This is a genomic window from Streptomyces sp. SS1-1, from assembly GCF_008973465.1.
Classification (GTDB): domain Bacteria; phylum Actinomycetota; class Actinomycetes; order Streptomycetales; family Streptomycetaceae; genus Streptomyces.
Genome location: NZ_WBXN01000004.1, coordinates 233659 through 250914 on the forward strand (window position 1 = coordinate 233659; position 17256 = coordinate 250914).

A 17256-nucleotide genomic window follows, 5' to 3' on the forward strand; every position below is an offset into this window, starting at 1 on the left:
GGCCCGGGGCCGGCCGTCACCATCACGCCTGCGGCTACGCCACCGCCGCCCGGCGGGGGCGCGGGCGCAGCGCGATCGCGGGGGTCAGCGGCACCACGTCGAACGCCTTGCGGACGCCGTCCACCCGGCCCCACAGCCCGTCCGGCCCGGACACCACCAGTCGTTCGACCCCGTGGCCGGCCAGCGTGGACATCGCGGCCGGCCAGCGGACGGTGCGCACGACACCGTCCAGCAGCAGACGCCGTACCTGAGCGGCCGTGCCGACGACCGTGCCGTCGTGGTCGCTGACGATCGGCAGTCGCGGATCACGGAGGCCGAGCCGGTCGACGAGCTCGCGCTCGATGGTGTCCCGCAGCGGGGCGAACACGGAGGCGTGCATGGGCGGCCGCATCGTGTACATGGGCAGACCGCCCCGGGAACGCAGGGCCGTGCGCAGCCAGTCGAGGCGGTGCTCGCGCACGGACAGCATCCAGAAGTCGTCGTCGACGTGGCAGGCGATCTCGTACCACTCCCCCGCCTCGTCCAGCTCACGCAGTATCTCCGTGAGCCGGGGTTCGGGGGTGCGCGCGAACGACTGGGTGACGACATCGCCGTGGTTCTCGGCGAAGTACTCCTCCACGCAGTCGTTCCACCGGGCCGTCAGCCAGACCGCCTCGGCGAAGTCGAGCGCCCCGGAGTACACCGCCGCGGCGGTGTTGCCGAAGCTCGCCCCCAGACACCACTGCGGCCGCACGTCCAGTGCGTCCTCGGCCCACTGCGCCAGTGCCAGACACGTGACGAGGAACGACACGCGCTCGCCGGGCGAGTAGGCGGTCTCGGCCTGCCGGTAGCGGTCGAGGGTCGAGTAGCCCAGGGTGTCGTCGGCGATCTCGGTCAGCCCGCGCGCGACCGGGTTGATCAGCAGGAACTTGCCGAGGTCGGAGAACGGGCTCTGCCGTATGCCGGGGAAGGCGATCGCCGTCGCCGGGGTGCCGGCGCTCATCGCAGCGCCGTCGCGTCGAGCGCGGGTCCCTTGCCCAGGATCTCGCGGGCGATGGACTCCACGTAGTCGGTGATGGTGACGTCGCGGTCGAGGTACGGCACCAGCTTGCGGGTGCGCTCGTACAACTCACGTGTCACGCTGGATAGTTCGTCGGCGCCGCCCCTGATGTCGACGGCCTGGCACGCGCACAGCAACTCGAACGCCACCACGTAGGTGGCGTTGTCGAGTGCCTCGCGCGCCTTGCGGGCGGCGACGAAACCGAAGGAGACGATGTCCTGGAAGTCGCCCGTGCTGGTCAGCGACTGTATGGACATCGGCATCGCCATGGCCCGGGTCTCGGCGGTGAGCGACGCCGTCATGAACTGGCCGCCCATGAGACCCAGCCGGAGCCCGGGGTTCTCCCGGCACAGGAACGCCGGCAGTCCGTTGCTGTTGCTCTGGTCCAGGAACCGGTCGATGCGCCGGTTGGCCAGATTCGTCAGGGTGGCCAGGGAGATGACCAGGTGGTCCATGGCCATGGAGACGTACTGGCCGTGGAAGTGGCCGTTGTGGAAGACGTCGTCCTCCTCCGGCACGACGAGCGGGTTGTCGTTGGAGGAGTTGAGCTCGCTCTCCAGGGTGGCGCCGACCTGCGTCATGTTGTCCAGGACGGGACCCAGGATCTGCGGGGTGCAGCGGATCGAGTAGGCGTCCTCGATCGGCTGGGAGGCGTGCTTGGTCGCGTCCCCCATCTCACCGGCGAGCGTGGTCTCGGTGTCGAGTTCGTTGACCGCCATGGCCGAGTCCCGCAGGACGTCCCAGAGACGCTTGGCGACCTCCCGCTGGCCCGGGTGCGGCTTGAGCTCGTGCACGCGGGGGTCGAACGGCTTGGTCATGCCGCGCAGCCCCTCGACCGACAGGGCCGACACCGTCAGATAGGTGTCGAGCAGCCGGCGGGCCCGGGCGTGGACGAGGGTGCCCAGGCCGACCATGCCGGACGTGCCGTTGATCAGGGCCAGCCCCTCCTTGAAGCTGAGCGTCATCGGCTCGAGCCCGGCCTTCGCCAGGGCGTCACCCCCGGGCAGGGTCTCCCCGTCCAGTCGGGCCTTCCACTGGCCCACGCCCACCAGGGCGATCGCGGCGAGCGGGCCGAGGTCGCCGCTGGTGCCGAGCGAGCCCTTCTCCGGCACGCAGGGGGCGATGCCCGAGTTGTAGAGCCGGATCAGCTTCTCCAGGTTCTCCGGCGAGATGGCCGAGTTGCCCCGGGCCAGCGAGACGATCCGGGCCAGCATGATGGAGCGGACCGTGCGGTCGTCGAGGTACTGGCCGACGTTCGTGGCCACGGCGTTGATGAGGTTCTCCTGCAACTCCCGGGCCATGGACACCGGCACGAGCCAGTCGACGAAGCCCCCCATGCTGGTGTTCACGCCGTAGATGACACGGTCGTTCTCGACGAACTTCTCGAGGGTCTCGCGTGAGGTGCGGACCCGCCGCCACGCCTCCTCGTCCAGCTCGACCGGCTCGGGCCCGGCCGCCGCCGCGTCCAACTCGTCGAGGGTGAACCACTGGTTGGCCTTGATAGTGAGCGTCATCGGAGAACCTCTCCTGGGGTCTGGTGATCACGTCCCCGCATCGACAGGGCAGGCGATCCCCAGTCAAGCCAGCCGGGAGAACGAGGTGCACCGCCACCATCCCCCTACGTGCGCCGGAGGACCCCCTAAGAACTCGGGGCACCCGGGCACACGCCGTACAGATTCCATGCGTCCTCCGTATACCTTCTCCGTGTCTTATCGAGTACGGTCATCCACGCGCTGACGTGATCCCGTCGAGTTCGCCCGTGATCGCGTTGAGTCGGCCGCCGCGGTCTCGCTTCGGGTTGCTCCATGCCTGGCGACCGGGTTACCGACTGACAACGTTGTCACACGCGGGATCGCACCATGCGTGCACACCGCGACGCAGGAGAGACAACGTGCCCGTCAGATCTCAACACCCCTTGCCCCGCGCGATCCCTCCGGGAGCCGCCCGACGGCGTCACCGCCCGCTGCGCGCGACGGTCTGCGCGCTGCTCGCCGGGGCGCTGGGGATCGGCGTACTGACGGGTGGTGGCCTCGCCGCCGCGATGCCCGTCTCCCCTCCCTCCGCCGGGTCCTCGGGGTCGTCAGGCGGGTCGTCCTCCGGCACCGACTACGCCAAGCTCGTCGACCCGTTCGTGTCGACCGCCGGGGACGACGGGAATGATCTGCCGGGCGCTCAGGCGCCCCACGGTCTGGCCAAGGTCAACCCGCTGACCACGCCGAAGCGCAACCACACCGGGTACGACTACGACGAGGACCACATCGCCGGGTTCACGGCGACGAACCTCGACGGCGTGGGTGGCTCCGGAGGCGGGGGCGACCTGCTCGTCGTCCCGACCTCCGTCCAGTACGACAAGCGCCCCTCCCCCAGTACGTACGCGCACGCGTTCAGCCACAAGGACGAGACCGCGACGCCCGGTTACTACCAGGTGGGCCTGGGCTCCCTCTCCGGCACCGCCTCGTCGGTCACGCAGGACTCCGGCACCATCGACGCCGAGATGACCGCGACGACACGCACCGCGCTCGAGCGGTACCGGTTCCCCGCCGGGTCGGAGCCGAAGCTCGTCCTCGACCTCGCCAACAACTTCACCAGCCGCACGCGTTCGACCCTCAAGGCGACGACGCTCCCCGACGGGACCACGGCGATCGGCGGGGTCATCGCGGGGTCGTTCAACGGCGCCGCGTACCAGCTGTACTACCACGCCACCACGAACGTCCCCGTGACCTCCCTCAAGACCTGGGGGAAGGACGGGACGTTGAGCGGGGCGACGGCCCAGGACGGCACCGACACCGGCGCCGTCCTCGCCTTCGACCCGGCCGACCGCGACGACATCGAACTGCGCATCACCTTGTCGCCGGTCAGCGCCGAGCAGGCCGCGACCGATCAGCGCCACGAGGTGGACGGCCGCACCTTCGACCAGGTGCGCGCGGCGGCCAAGGCCGAGTGGAACGCGGCGCTCGGCGCCGTCGACGTGCGCGCCTCGGCGAAGTCCGACCCGGGGTCGACGCTCACCAAGCAGTTCTACACGCACCTGTACCGCATGTACGCCCTGCCGGTGAACGCCACCAGCACCAGCGGCACGTACCGCGGCGCGGACGGAGCGGTGCACAAGGCGAACGGCTTCACGTACTACGACGGCTGGTCCACCTGGGACGACTTCCGCAAGTACTCCGTCGAGGCCTACATCGACCCGGCCACCTACCGGGACATGATCCAGTCGCTGATCGTGCTCTTCGCCGACCAGCGCGTCTCCGGCAAGAGCCTCGGCAGCCTCACCCACTCGGTGCCGACCGTGCGCTGGGAGCGCTCGGCGGTCCTGGTCGCCGACGCGCTGTCGAAGGGCTTCAAGAACTTCGACCGCCTCGACGAGGCGTACCCGGCGCTGCTGTCGTACTCCGGGTACTACACGGGCGCACAACTGCGGCAGGGGTACGTCGCCGGTGATCCCGGTACGACCGTGCAGCGCGGCTACGACCAGTGGGCTCTGTCCGTCATCGCGGGTGCGCTCGGCAAGAAGGACGACGCGAAGAAGCTGCGCGCGCAGGCGACGATGGCCATCGACAACCTCGTGAAGCCCGGGGCATGGACCGCGGGCGACGGGACCAAGGTCGGTCTGCTCACCCCGCGTGCCGCGAACGGCGACTGGCAGAGCGCGGACTACGAGCGGTTCGAGGCGGCCGGCCTCTACCAGGGCACGCTGTGGCAGTACCACTGGTACGACGCCTATGACATGGACGGCCTCATCGAGGCCATGGGCGGCGCGAAGGCCGGCAAGGCCGCGATCCGGCACATGTTCGGCGAGGACTCCACCGTCGACGACGGCTCGACCATGCTGCACTCCAACGCCAACGAGATCGACCTGCAGGCCCCCTACCTCTTCAACTACGTCAGTGAGCCGAGCCTGACGCAGAAGTGGGTGCGCGCCATCTACACGGGCGCCACCTGGAACCGGTACATCGCCACCGGTTCCACGAACGAAGCGCCCAGCTCCGGCGGCGAGTTCCGCCCTCCCGTCAAGACCCAGGTGTACAAGCCCACCCCGGACGGCTTCCTGCCGACCATGGACAACGACGCCGGCACCATGTCGACGATGTTCGTCGCGGCGGCCCTGGGCCTGTTCCCGGTGACCGCGGGCTCCAGCCAGTACCAGATCGGCAGCCCGTTCTTCGACTCCACGAAGATCACCTACGCCAACGGCTCCACGTTCACGGTGAAGGCCGACGGGGTGTCGCCGAGCAACTTCTACGTCCAGAACGCCACCCTCGGCGGCAAGCGGTTCGACAACACCTGGCTGGACTACGCGCAGATCATCGGCGGTGGGACGCTGGCGTTCACCATGGGCTCCAAGCCCTCCCCGTGGGGCGCCCGCACCGAGCCGGCGTACTCGCTGAGCACCGACACCGACTCCGGTGGCGACGGCGGTGCGGGCACGGACAAGGGCAGGACCGTCGTCTCCGCCCGCCCGGGCACGGTCGACACCACTTCCGACGGCGCCGTGGACGGCCGTGTGCGGCTCACCCTGGACGGACCGGCGTCGTTCGCCGCGCACAAGGGCACGAGCCTCACCAAGAGCGGTGCGGCCCGCGTGACCGGGCTGCCGAAGGGCGTGACGGCGGACATCAGCGTCACCGGCAAGAAGACGGCGACGCTGAGCCTGGACGGCACCACCGAGGTCGACGCGCGCCTCGGCATCACGTTCCGCGACGCGGCTTTCGCTCACGGCGTCGCCGCCTCGACGGTGAGCGGCACCGGGATATCCCCGACCGACCCGCTGCGCGTCTCCGCCGCCGCGGTCCACCGCAAGGCCTTGGACGCGCTCGTGGACGAGGCGTCTCTCGTGCGCGGCGGCAACTACTCCGACGGCTCCTGGACCGTGTTCCGGTCGGCCCTCGAGCGCGCCCGTACGGTCCTCGCGGACCGCGACTCCGCGACGGGCACGATCATGGCCGCCGCCGACGCCCTGCACTCCGCCATCGACTCCCTCACCCTCGACGAGGGCGGTTACGCCGTCCTGCAGGCCGAGTCCCCCGACGAGAAGGAGGGTCCCAGCCTCACCAGTGAACGGAACAACTCGGACGGCAACCTCGGCGGGGTGACCGAGGGCTCCTGGGAGCGGTTCAGCAAGCTGGACTTCGGCGGCGTGGCCCCGCGCAGCGTCTCGGTGCGCTACGCCAACTCGCAGGCCACGAACGCGAAGCCGAGCAGCGTCGACATCCACGCCGGCACCGCCGACGGACCCGTCGTCGCGACCGTCTCCCTCCCCGGTACGGGCGGCTGGCAGTACTGGAGCACCGTCCAGGCGGCCATCACCGACCCGGACGCCCTGCTCGCCGCGAAGAGCGCGACGTTCGTGTTCCACGCGCCGCCCGGTCAGCAGTGGGTGTCGAACTTCGACTGGTACCAGTTCTCCCCGTACGAGCTGTCCGACTCCCCCACGACCACGCTCGCGACGCTGACCGCGGTGAACAGCACGGCGACCGGGAACGGTTCACTGCCGCTCAACCTCGGCAACGGCATCTTCGAGAACGTCACGAACGGTGCGTGGGCGCAGTGGAAGGACATCGACCTGCGCGACGGGGCGGACACCGTCACCGTCCGCTATGACAAGCCTCAGTCGCGGGCCGCGTCGGACTCGCACATCGAGCTGCGCCTGGGCTCGAAGGACGGCACGAAGCGCGTCGACGTCCCGCTCGAGTACAGCGGTTCGGGCTGGGGCACCATCGCCACCGCCTCCGTCCCCCTCGACCCGGCCGTCTTCACCGGCGTCCAGGACGTGTACGCCGTCTTCGTCTCCAGCACGCACAACTCCTCGCAGCCGTACGTGGGCAACGTCTACGCGCTGACCGTGACGCGGACCGCCGACGCGCCCGTGGGCTTCGACGCCACCGCGTTCCGCGCGCACAGCGGAGGCGGACTCAAGAGCGAGCCGGTCGGCTGGACCGGGTCGGGGTCCACCACCGACCTCGGCGGCACCTACGACGGGGCCTGGGTGGACTACGGGACCATCGACTTCGGCGGCTCCCCGAAGAACACCGTCACGATCACCTATGTCAACAACTCGGCCCGCTGCGGCACGGGTTCGGCCGTCCAGCTCTATCTGGACTCCTTCCCGGCGAGCCCCGGCACGCCGTACGCGACCGTGCCGCTCCCGGTCACGGGCAGCGCGTGGTCGGCGGGAGGGACGACGAGCCTGACACTCCCCCAGGCGATCAGCGGCTCGCACGCCGTCCATCTGCGGCTGGTGACGACCCCGGACGCCTCGCACCCGTACGTCGCGAACCTGGGCCGGATCACCTTCAGCCACGCCGACGAGCCCGTCGAGACGGACAAGTCCGCGCTGCGGAAGGCGATCGAGCGGTTCGAGGGTCTGTCCGGTGACGCGGCGCGCTACGGCACGATCGACTTCGGTGTGTTCCTGCGGGAACTCGCCGCCGCACGCGCCCTCGTCGACGCCGACGACGCGACGCAGCTCGAAGTCGACGCGCACACCCGCAGTCTCACCCTCGCGGCGAACCAACTGGTCCCGCTGCCGCGGCTGAAGCTGGAGGACCTGGTCGCGACCGCGTCGGCCGTCACGGACGACCGCTACACGGACGCCTCATGGAAGGCGTTCACCACGGCACTCGCCGAGGCGAAGGCCGCGGTCGCGGACGACAAGGCGGCGGACAGCACTCTCACCGCCCGGTACGACGCCCTCCGTCACGCCCTGTCCGCGCTCAGGACCAAGCCGAAGACGGTGCCGGCCGCGCCCGACGCCGTGTCGGCGACCCCGTCCGGTTCGAGCCTGACCGTCGCCTGGGCCGCGCCCGGGGACACCGGCGGCTCACCGGTCACCGCCTACAAGGTCGTCCTCGACGACGGTCACGAGATCCGGATCGACGACCCGGACAGCCGCAGGACGACCTTCACCTGGCTGCGGTCCGGCAGGTCGTACACGGCACGCGTCCAGGCGGTGAACGCCTACGGCACCTCCCGGTCGAGCGCCGCCACGGCGCCCGTCGTGATCAGCGGCGGCACCCCGCAGAAGCCGGGCGTGACGTCCGTGACCACGGACGGCAAGCAGGTCCGCGTGACCTGGCGGGCGGCCGGCGACGGTGGTTTCCCGGTCATCGGCTACACCGTGGCCCTCGGCGACGGGACCACCGCGCACGTGCCCGCCACGACGGACACGGCGTTGCTCACGGCCTCGAAGGGGGCCAGGACGCAGACGGCCACCGTCACGGCCGTCACGGCGGCCGGAACGTCCGACGCCGACACCACGGCTGCCGCGACGGCCTCTGTGTCCGCCGGTCCGGACTCGGCGTACGAGCCGTCGCCCTTCCCGGACGACGCGCTCGACGCCACCTACCCGTCGGACAAGTGGCCGGGCACGGATGGCGGGACGGGCTACTTCCTCGGCCTGCTGAACGGCTTCAAGGAGCTCGGTCCGGGCATTCTCGCCGCCAACACCAAGGTGCCGGCGGGCGCTCCGCTCACCGCCGAGAACGACAGGATCGCCGTACGCGTCAACAACGCGGCGAACCAACAGCAGGTGGACCGGGCCGAGGTCGACGCCACCGACAGCTCCACCGTCACCATGGCGGACGGCCTCGGCTCCCGGCTCGGCCCGCTGTACCTGGACGCGCTCAAGGGCGGCCGGCTGCCGAAGACCAGCGCACTGTTCTCGCGTGTCACCAAGGGCCTGGACCTCGGCGGAGCGGCCAAGGACCACTACGGTTACCAACGACCGTACGTGCGGCTCGGGTTCGTCGGTGACGGCGGTGCCGTGTACGAGTCGCAGGACCGCTCCTACGGCAGCCTCACCACGAGCGGCTCGTATCCCAGCGGGCACACGTACGGCGGCTACGAGGCGGGCACCATCCTCGCCACGCTCCTGCCCGAGCTGGCCCCGTCGATCCTGGCCCGTGCCTCCGAGTACGGGAACAACCGTGTCGTCCTCGGGTTCCACTACCCGCTCGACGTCATGGGCGGCCGCATCGCCGCGCAGGCCACGGTCGCGCACCGCTGGGCGGACCCCGACTTCGCGCGGTTGCTGACTCAGGCCCACACGGAGATGCGGAACGTGCTGCTCGCGCAGTGCGAGGAGAAGGGGTACGGCGACACGCTGGAATCCTGCGCGGGTGAGCCGTACGCGGGCCTGAGCCCGGCGCAGCAGGTCGACCTGTACACGCGGCGCCTGGACTACGGGTTCTCCCGGGTGGGCAAGCCGGGACAGTCCCTCAAGGCGCCGTCCGACGCGGCGGCCCTGCTGACCACGGCCTTCCCGCACCTGACCACCGAGCAGCGGACGCATATCCTCGAACAGACCGCGACGGACTCCGGCCGCCCGCTGGACCTCACGGCGGACGGTGGGGCGAGCTGGGAACGGATCAACCTGGCGGCGGCGATGTCGGCGCGTGTGATCGTGAACGCGGACGGTTCGGTCGAGGTGACGAACTTCCCGGACGCCACGAGGGCCGCCGACGCCGACGCCGCGGCGATCAAGGTGGGCGGCGTCGCGATCGACGGGTTCGACCCGGCGGTGTCGACGTACGTCGTCGACTGGCCGAAGAACAAGAAGGTCCCGTCCCTCTCCGCCGTGCCGGCCCAGTCCGGGGCGCGGGTGAAGGTGAGTGAGGGCAGCTCGGTCCTGTCGTCACCCGGCCACCGGTTCACCACCCGCACCATCAAGGTGACCTCGGCCGACGGCGCGGTCACGCGGACCTACACGGTCGGGTTCCAGCTCACGGATCGCGACGAACGGCCGGTCGCGGCCGGCGGCAACGGCGGCAGCCGCGCCGGCGGTGCGAGTTCGCCGGAGGGCGACGGCTTGTGGTCGCCGTCGGCGGAGTGGGCCGATCCGCTGGGGATCGGCCGGGAGCGCGGCACGCGCTGAACGGCTGACCTGCCGCGGTCCTGTGGGCCGCGGCAGGTGCAGGTCGTCACGGTGAGCAGTACCGATCGAAGATGTGCCGGCTGTCAGGCGTGAAGGTCCACTCCCGCAACGCCCGCCGCAGTTCCGGCTCGGTCAGCCACCCGTGCCAGGCCACCTCCCGTGGATCGGTGACGACGGGCTCCGGGGGAAGTTCGGCATCGCACACGCCGAGCCAGTGGGGGCTGAGCCCGGACCGGTTGAGGAACGTGAACCGAGGCCGCACGGTCGCCCGCACACCCAACTCCTCGCACAGCTCCCGGGCGGCCGCCTCCGCATAGGACTCGCCGACCCCGGCGGCGCCTCCGACACCGAGTTCGTGGTGTCCCGGGAAGCGGCTCAGCCGCTCGGCGCGCCGATGGACGAGGAAGCGGCCTCGTTCGTCACGGCACACCACCACGCCGACTCGATGCAGCCAGTTGTGCCGGACCGCTTCCGACCGGCTGACCACTCCCAGCACCCGGTCGTGCGCGTCGACGCGTTCCACGAGTTCATCCACGTCTCATACGGTCCCAGGTGCCACTGACATCAGCCCCGTGTGCTCTGTCCTCGACCGGGACTCAGCCCGCGGCACGTACCAGCGCCGTCAGTTCGGCCACGGTCGTCCCGGCGTGGAGCCGAACGTCGAAGGTGTGGCCGTCATCGCACAACACCATTTTCCGAAGGCTCCCTCACCCGTATCAGTGCTCACTCGGCCCTGGCCCCGGACTCTTTCCGCACCATGCCAAGTCTTTCGGCGGTCGCCATGGGGGAATCCGTCACGTACCACCGCCGTGCGGATCAGGCCAGGAGCAGCGCCTTTCGGTATGCGACCGCTCGATAGCACCCCGCTGACCTGCTGTTATGCAGGATTCCGTCATTGACTGGCGGGAAATCGCTGGTTAGCTTCGGGGCATGGCCGAAGCAGCCCCCGAGGGCACCATCGACGATCTGGACCGGCGTGTCATCGCCGCGCTCCAGCTCAACGGGCGTGTCCCGTGGAGTGCGGTGGCGCGGTGGGTGGGTGCCAGTGAGACCACCGCCCAGCGGCGCTACACGACGCTTCGTGAGCGGGGGCTGCTGCGGGTGACCGGCACGCTGGAGCTGGACCGGACCGAGGGCGGATCCTCCATGATGGTCCGGGCCCAGGCCCGCCCCGGCCGGGGACTGGAGGCGGCGGCGCGGTTCAGCGAGAGCCCCGACGTGCGTTTCGTGGCCGTCGTCACGGGGTCGGCCGACCTCGTCGTCGACTTCGTCGCCCGGGACAACGACGACATGATGCGGATGCTGTTCACCGACCTCCCGGCGACCGACCTCATCACCGGCACGGAGGTCGTTCCCGTCATCCGTCCCTTCACCTCGGCGGCGATGTGGGACACCGGGCTGCTCCCGCCCGAGGCGGCGAAGGAACTGCGGCCCGCCGCCGACTCGTCCGACGTCATCGACCGGGACCGGGCGCCACAAGCGCTCACCCCGCTCGAGCAGGAGATCGCGGCGGCATTGAGGGAGGACGGCCGTATCCAGGTCAGTGTCCTCGCCCGGCGTCTCGGCCGTGCCGAGTCCAGTGTCGCCCGTGCGATGGACCGGATGATCTCCCGGGGTCTCCTGCAGTTCCGCACGCTCGTCGATCCGTCACTGCTCGGGTTCGACGCGGAGTTCATGGTGTGGTTGTCCATCGAGCCGGGGCGGCTGGATGCCGCGGGGCGGCAGCTCGCCAGGCACCCTGGGACGAAGTTCCTCGGCGCCACCACCGGCCGTTTCAATCTCATCGGGCACATGGTCCTCCCCCGCCGGGCGGATCTGTACCCGTACACCAGTGAGGTCATCGGGTCCCTGCCCGGGCTGATCGCGTCCGACGTGACGCTGCACCTCGCCACCGTGAAGTACTCGTGGCACCGGATGGGGCGGCCCACCGGCTGAGCCTCGGGCGGTGACTGTTCCGCCGCGCCCACACGGTCCCCGACCCGCACTCTTCCCGCTCGTACGACTCTCAGGAGCTCCCCCATGCCCTCAGAAGACTCCGGCCTGCCCGCGGACAGCTGGCGCTGGCCAGAGGAGACGTGGCGCGGCCACGTCGACGCCGTGCGCGCCGGGCGTCGGCTGGTCCCGGACCGCTGGCCCGGCGGTGCCCGGGTCGCCGTCGCCCTGTCGTTCGACTCCGATCACGAGACGATCCCGCTGCGGGACGGCGAGACCAGCCCCGGCCGGCTGGCCCAGGGCGAGTACGGCGCCCGCGTGGGCGCTCCGCGCATCCTGAGCCTGCTGGCGCGCTACGGCGTTCCCGCCACCTTCTTCATGCCGGCTGTCTCGGCTCTCCTGCACCCCGAGGAGGCCCGCGCGTACACGGAGGACGGGCACGAGCTGGCCGTCCACGGCTGGATCCATGAGCGGAACATGCTCCTGGGCCGTGCGGACGAGCGTGACCTGACCGCGCGCGCCCTGGACACCCTGGACTCGTTGACGGGGCGGCGTCCGGTCGGCATCCGCACCCCTTCGTGGGACTTCTCCGCGTCCACGCTGGCCACCATGCTCGAGCTGGGCTTCGCCTACGACTCCTCGCTCATGGCCGACGACGAGCCGTACGAGATCGTCGCCGAGGGGCGTCCCACCGGGCTGGTCGAGATCCCCGTCGACTGGATCAGGGACGACGCGCCCTACTTCACGATGGACCGTTACGGCGCCGTGCGCCCGCACAGCAGGCCCCGCGACGTGGGGGAGATCTGGCGCGACGAGTTCGACGCCGCCTACCGCGACGGCGGGGTGTTCCAGCTCACCCTTCACCCGCACGTCATCGGGCACCGCTCACGCCTGGTCGTGCTGCGCGAACTGCTCGACCACATCACGGCGCACCACGACGTCTGGTTCGCCACCCACGCCCAGCTCGCCGCCGCCGCCCGCACCGTCCTGGACGACTCCTCCGGTGCCCGTCCCGTCCCCTCGGAGCGCACGCCATGAACACCACCAGGTCCGACCTGTCCGCCGCGACCCCCGGCGGGGGCGGCGCGCCCGCCGCGCCGGAGAAACTGAACGCGACGCAGCGCAAGGCCATCGTCGCGGGCACCATCGGCAACACCGTCGAGTGGGTGGACTGGGCGCTCTACTCGATCTTCGCGAAGATCATCGCGGACGAGTTCTTCCCCAAGGGCAACGGCGCGGTCGCGCTGCTGTCGACGCTGGCCGTCTTCGCCGTCGGATTCGTGATGCGGCCGGTCGGCGCGGCGGTGCTCGGCGCGTACGCCGACCGGCACGGCCGTAAGAAGGGCATGACTCTCACGGTGGCCCTCATGGCGGGGGCCGGGTTCGCCATCGCGATCACGCCCTCCTACGAGCGGATCGGTGTCCTGTCGCCGCTGCTCCTGCTCGTCGCCCGACTCGTGCAAGGCTTCTCCGCGGGCGGTGAGTTCGGTTCGTCCTCCGCCTTCCTCGTCGAGTCCGCGGCGCGCGGCCGCCGGGCGTTCGCCGGGTCCTGGCAGCAGGTGTCGGTCGCCGGCGGTGTCCTGATCGCCTCGCTCCTCGGCACGCTGACCACGTCCATGCTCAGTGACGGGGCACTGCACTCCTGGGGCTGGCGCGTCGCGTTCGTCCTCGGCGGGCTCCTGGGGCTGGTCGGCCTGTGGCTGCGCGTCTCGGTCGAGGACACGGAGTCCTTCACCCGGACCCAGGGCAGCGGGCGCACCCGCACCAACCCCGTCAAGGCGATGTTCGTCGAGCACCCGGCGGCCACGCTGCGCGTCGCCGGCATCACGATCGCGGGCACGCTCACCTACTACATCTGGGTCAACTACCTGCCCACGTACGCGAATCTGACGACCGGCATCCCCCTCAGGACGGCACTGCTGTCCCAGACGCTGTGCCTGATCGTCTTCGTGGTCGCGCTGCCGTTCGCCGGAGCGCTGTCGGACCGGATCGGACGCAAGCCGACCATGGCCGCGTTCGCGGGTGGGTTCGTCGTGCTGGCCTGGCCGCTGCTGCACCTGCTCGGCGACGGCTTCTGGAGCCTGTTCCCCGTCCAGCTCGTGGGCATGCTGCTCATCCTCGGCTACTCGGCCAACTGCGCCGTCATCATGGCCGAGCAGTTCCCCGCGGAGGTCCGGGCCACCGGCATCGCGCTGCCCTACGCGCTGGCCGTCGCCGTGTTCGGCGGCACCGCGCCCTACATCACGACGTGGATGCACGAGAGCGGCCACAGCGACCTGCTGTGGATCTACGTCAGCGTCGCCTCGCTGATCTCCCTCGTCGTCTACCTCACGATGCCCGAGACCAAGGACAAGGACTTCACGTGACCCACGTTCTCGTCACCGGGGCGTCCGGCGGTATCGGCGGCGCGATCGCCGAGGCGTTCGCAGCCCAGGGCGCCTTCCTCACCCTGTCCGACCGGGACGTCGACGCGCTCCACGCCACGGCCTCCCGCATCGGCGCGGGCGCCGCGATCCACGCCGCCGATCTGACCGGCCCCGACGCGGCCACCGCGCTCGTCGAGGAGTCCTGGGCGGCGAACGGCCCGGTGGACGTCCTGGTCAACGCGGCGGGCGTCTACCCCTCCCTGGACATGGCCGCCGTCGACGCGACGGCGTGGGACCGGCTGTTCGCCGTCAATCTGCGTGCCCCCGTCCTGACGACCGCGGCCCTCGCCCGCCTCGCCGCGGCGGAGGGCCGGCCCGCCTCGGTCGTCAACATCTCCTCGGGGTCGGCGCTGCGCTCCCGCCCCGGGGGCGGTCCCTACGCCAGTTCGAAGGCCGCCCTGGAGATGGCCACCCGGGCCGCCGCCCTCGAACTGGGCGGCCTCGGCATCCGCGTCAACGCGGTCAGTCCGGGCTTCGTCCTGGTCGACAGCGACTGCAACCCCGTCTCCGCGGAGTACGCCCGCACCATCGACGTCAATCCGCTGGGCCGGCCCGGAACGCCCCGGGACATCGCCCGCGCCGTCTGCTGGCTGGCCGGGCCCGACGCCTCCTGGATCACCGGGGAGGTCCTGCGCGTCGACGGCGGGTCGAGCACCGGGGCCCTGCATCTGCCCCGGATCTGGCAGGCGGACGACACCCGCGCCACCCGCACGACGGCACCCGTACCGGCCGACACCACTACCGAGGAACACTCCCGATGAACGACACCGCCCCCCAGCGCACCGCCTACACCGTCGTCGGCTCGGGCGCGATCGGCGGGACCCTCGCCTTCGCCCTCGCGCGGGCCGGCCACCCCGTCACCGTCGTCGACACCGACCAGGAGCACGTCGACGCCATCCGCGCACACGGCCTCGTCCTCGCCCGGGGCGACGAGCGGACCGGCGTCCCGGTGACCGCCGCCACCCCGGACACCTTCGACGGCCCCCTCGAACGGGTCCTGCTCGCGGTGAAGGCGCAGGCCACCCGGAGCGCGGTCGAGTGGATCGCGCCCCGCCTGGGCCCCGGCGGGCACGTGGTGTCCGTGCAGAACGGCTTCAACGAGGACCTGATCGCGGAGTACGTGGGCGCCGACCGGACCGTCGCCGCGTTCGTCAACATCTTCGCGGACGTCGTCGAGCCCTGCGTGATCCAGGACGGCGGCGCGGGTGCCCTGGTGATCGGCGAGCCCAAGGGGGCGCCCGTCAGCGAACGGGTCCGCTCCCTGGTGGCCGACCTGCAGAGCTGGGGACCCGCCCGGGCCAGCGACAACGTCGAGGGCTACCTGTGGGCCAAGGCGGGGTTCGGCGCCATGCTGGCCGCCACGGCCCTCGCCGACGCCCCGATGGCCGACCTGATCGACCGGCACCGCCCGGCCATGGCCGGGCTCGCCGCGGAGATCTTCGCCGTGGCCGACCAGCGCGGCATCACCCTCCAGGCGTTCGACGCCTTCGATCCCGCGCCCTTCCGGCAGGACGCGGACGCCACGGCACGCGACGCGGCCTTCGACCGTCTCACCGCCTGGCTGCGCACCCAGTCCAAGGACCGCAGCGGCATCTGGCGCGATCTGGCGGTGCGGCACCGCCCCGTCGAGGTCACCACGCACTACGCCGACGTCATCGCGTACGCGGACCGGCTCGGCCTGCCCGCCATCCTGTTGCGCACGGTCATGGACGGACTCCGCGAGCTGGAGGGCGCGCCCCGGCTCATGTCCGAGGAACGGCTCGCCGTACTGGACCGGCTCGCCGGGCAACCGGCGGCGGAGGACCCGGCCACCCTGGTCCAGCGCTGGCTGGCGGACCACCGTGAGGATCTGGTCGCCGACCTGGCCGCCTACACCGCGCAGGGCAGTGCCAGCGACGACCTCGACGCTCTGGACGCGTGCCTCGCCTGGCTGCGCACCTGGCTCGACCGAAGGCTCGGTACCCCCGAGAGCGAGGAGGTCCTTCCTCGCGCGGACGCCGGGGACATCCTCGTCCGCCGGTATCCCGCACACGACGCCACAACGCCTGACGGACGACCGGTCATGCTGCTGGGCCACTACGACACCGTCTGGCCGACCGGCACCCTGGACACCTGGCCTTTCCGGCGCGACGGCGACACCATCAGCGGGCCCGGCGTCTTCGACATGAAGGCCGGTCTCGTCCAGGCGGTGTGGGCCCTGCGCGCGCTCGACGCGCTCGGGCTGCCCCGGCCGGCCGTCACCCTCGTGCTCAACGGCGACGAGGAGACGGGAAGCCTCGCCTCCAAGGACGCCGTCGTCGAGGCGGGCCGCGACTGCCGGCTCGCCATGGTCTTCGAGGGCGCGGCCGACGGCGCCGTCAAGACGGCCCGAAAGGGCGTGGGGCTGTTCACGCTGACGGTCACCGGCATCGAGGCCCACGCGGGTCTCGACCCGACGGCCGGCGCCAGCGCCATCGACGAACTGGCCCACCAGATGGGGCGCTTGACCGAGCTGCGCGATCTCGCGGCCGGAACGTCCCTCAACGTCGGAGTGATCGAAGGAGGCACGCGCAGCAACGTCACGGCGGGACGCGCGGCCGCCCACCTGGACGTGCGGGCGGCGACCACGTCCGAGCAGCAGCGCATCACGGAGGGTCTGGCCGCGCTACGCCCCCTCGACCCCCGCACCCGGCTGGAAGTGACCGGCGACTGGAACCGTCCCGTCTTCGAACGCACCGAAGTGGTCGCCGAACTGGCCGACTTGGCCAAAGCCTGCGCCCGACGTCTCGGAGAGGACCTCGCGGAGGCGGCGGTCGGCGGGGCCAGCGACGGCAACTTCCTCGCGGCGGCCGGTGTGCCGGTCCTGGACGGCATCGGCGCGGTCGGGCAGGGAGCCCACGCCCGCTCGGAGAGCACCAGTGTCTCCAGCATGGTCACGCGGTCCGCGCTGACGGCCACCGTCCTCACCACCCTCGCCGGGAACTGAAAGGGAGAACCGGGCATCGCCG

The 17256-nt window shown here is 71.1% G+C and carries 9 protein-coding genes; 6 read left to right on the plus strand and 3 right to left on the minus strand.

Features of this window, described 5'->3' with window-relative positions; all coding sequences use genetic code 11:
- Nucleotides 1-34 precede the first annotated feature (34 nt).
- Both F8R89_RS02080 and F8R89_RS02085 read right to left on the minus strand, forming a co-directional pair.
- On the minus strand, nt 35-982 hold the full coding sequence (locus F8R89_RS02080) for an ACP S-malonyltransferase (RefSeq protein ID WP_192806024.1): 948 nt from the start codon (nt 980-982) through the stop codon (nt 35-37).
- Nucleotides 979-2553 carry a phenylalanine aminomutase (D-beta-phenylalanine forming) gene (locus tag F8R89_RS02085; RefSeq protein WP_151782319.1) on the minus strand — a complete coding sequence of 525 codons (1575 nt, stop codon included), beginning with the start codon at nt 2551-2553 and terminating at the stop codon, nt 979-981. Before F8R89_RS02085 ends, F8R89_RS02080 begins: the two co-directional genes overlap by 4 nt.
- 377 nt (nt 2554-2930) lie before the next feature.
- On the opposite strand from F8R89_RS02085, the gene F8R89_RS02090 reads away from it, so the two are divergent.
- Nucleotides 2931-9911, plus strand: a complete 6981-nt coding sequence (locus F8R89_RS02090; protein ID WP_151782320.1) for a glycoside hydrolase domain-containing protein — start codon at nt 2931-2933, stop codon at nt 9909-9911.
- A 46-nt stretch (nt 9912-9957) separates the two neighbouring features.
- Here the strand turns inward: F8R89_RS02090 and F8R89_RS02095 are convergent, their stop codons facing one another.
- The gene (locus F8R89_RS02095; RefSeq protein ID WP_225994299.1) at nt 9958-10446 is read right to left on the minus strand and encodes an NUDIX domain-containing protein; all 489 of its coding nucleotides are present in this window, start codon (nt 10444-10446) and stop codon (nt 9958-9960) included.
- A 395-nt stretch (nt 10447-10841) separates the two neighbouring features.
- On the opposite strand from F8R89_RS02095, the gene F8R89_RS02100 reads away from it, so the two are divergent.
- From F8R89_RS02100 to F8R89_RS02120, 5 genes are all read left to right on the plus strand, one after another.
- Complete coding sequence (locus F8R89_RS02100) at nt 10842-11846, plus strand: Lrp/AsnC family transcriptional regulator (protein WP_151782321.1); 1005 nt, start codon at nt 10842-10844, stop codon at nt 11844-11846.
- A gap of 84 nt (nt 11847-11930) precedes the next feature.
- Entirely contained in the window at nt 11931-12881 is a 951-nt protein-coding gene (locus tag F8R89_RS02105) for a polysaccharide deacetylase family protein (RefSeq protein WP_151782322.1), read from the plus strand.
- Complete coding sequence (locus tag F8R89_RS02110; RefSeq protein WP_151782323.1) at nt 12878-14209, plus strand: MFS transporter; 1332 nt, start codon at nt 12878-12880, stop codon at nt 14207-14209. Before F8R89_RS02105 ends, F8R89_RS02110 begins: the two co-directional genes overlap by 4 nt.
- Complete coding sequence (locus F8R89_RS02115) at nt 14206-15030, plus strand: SDR family NAD(P)-dependent oxidoreductase (protein ID WP_151782324.1); 825 nt, start codon at nt 14206-14208, stop codon at nt 15028-15030. The genes F8R89_RS02110 and F8R89_RS02115 overlap by 4 nt, the downstream gene beginning before the upstream one ends.
- The gene (locus tag F8R89_RS02120; protein WP_151782325.1) at nt 15027-17234 is read left to right on the plus strand and encodes a 2-dehydropantoate 2-reductase; all 2208 of its coding nucleotides are present in this window, start codon (nt 15027-15029) and stop codon (nt 17232-17234) included. The genes F8R89_RS02115 and F8R89_RS02120 overlap by 4 nt, the downstream gene beginning before the upstream one ends.
- Nucleotides 17235-17256 lie beyond the last annotated feature (22 nt).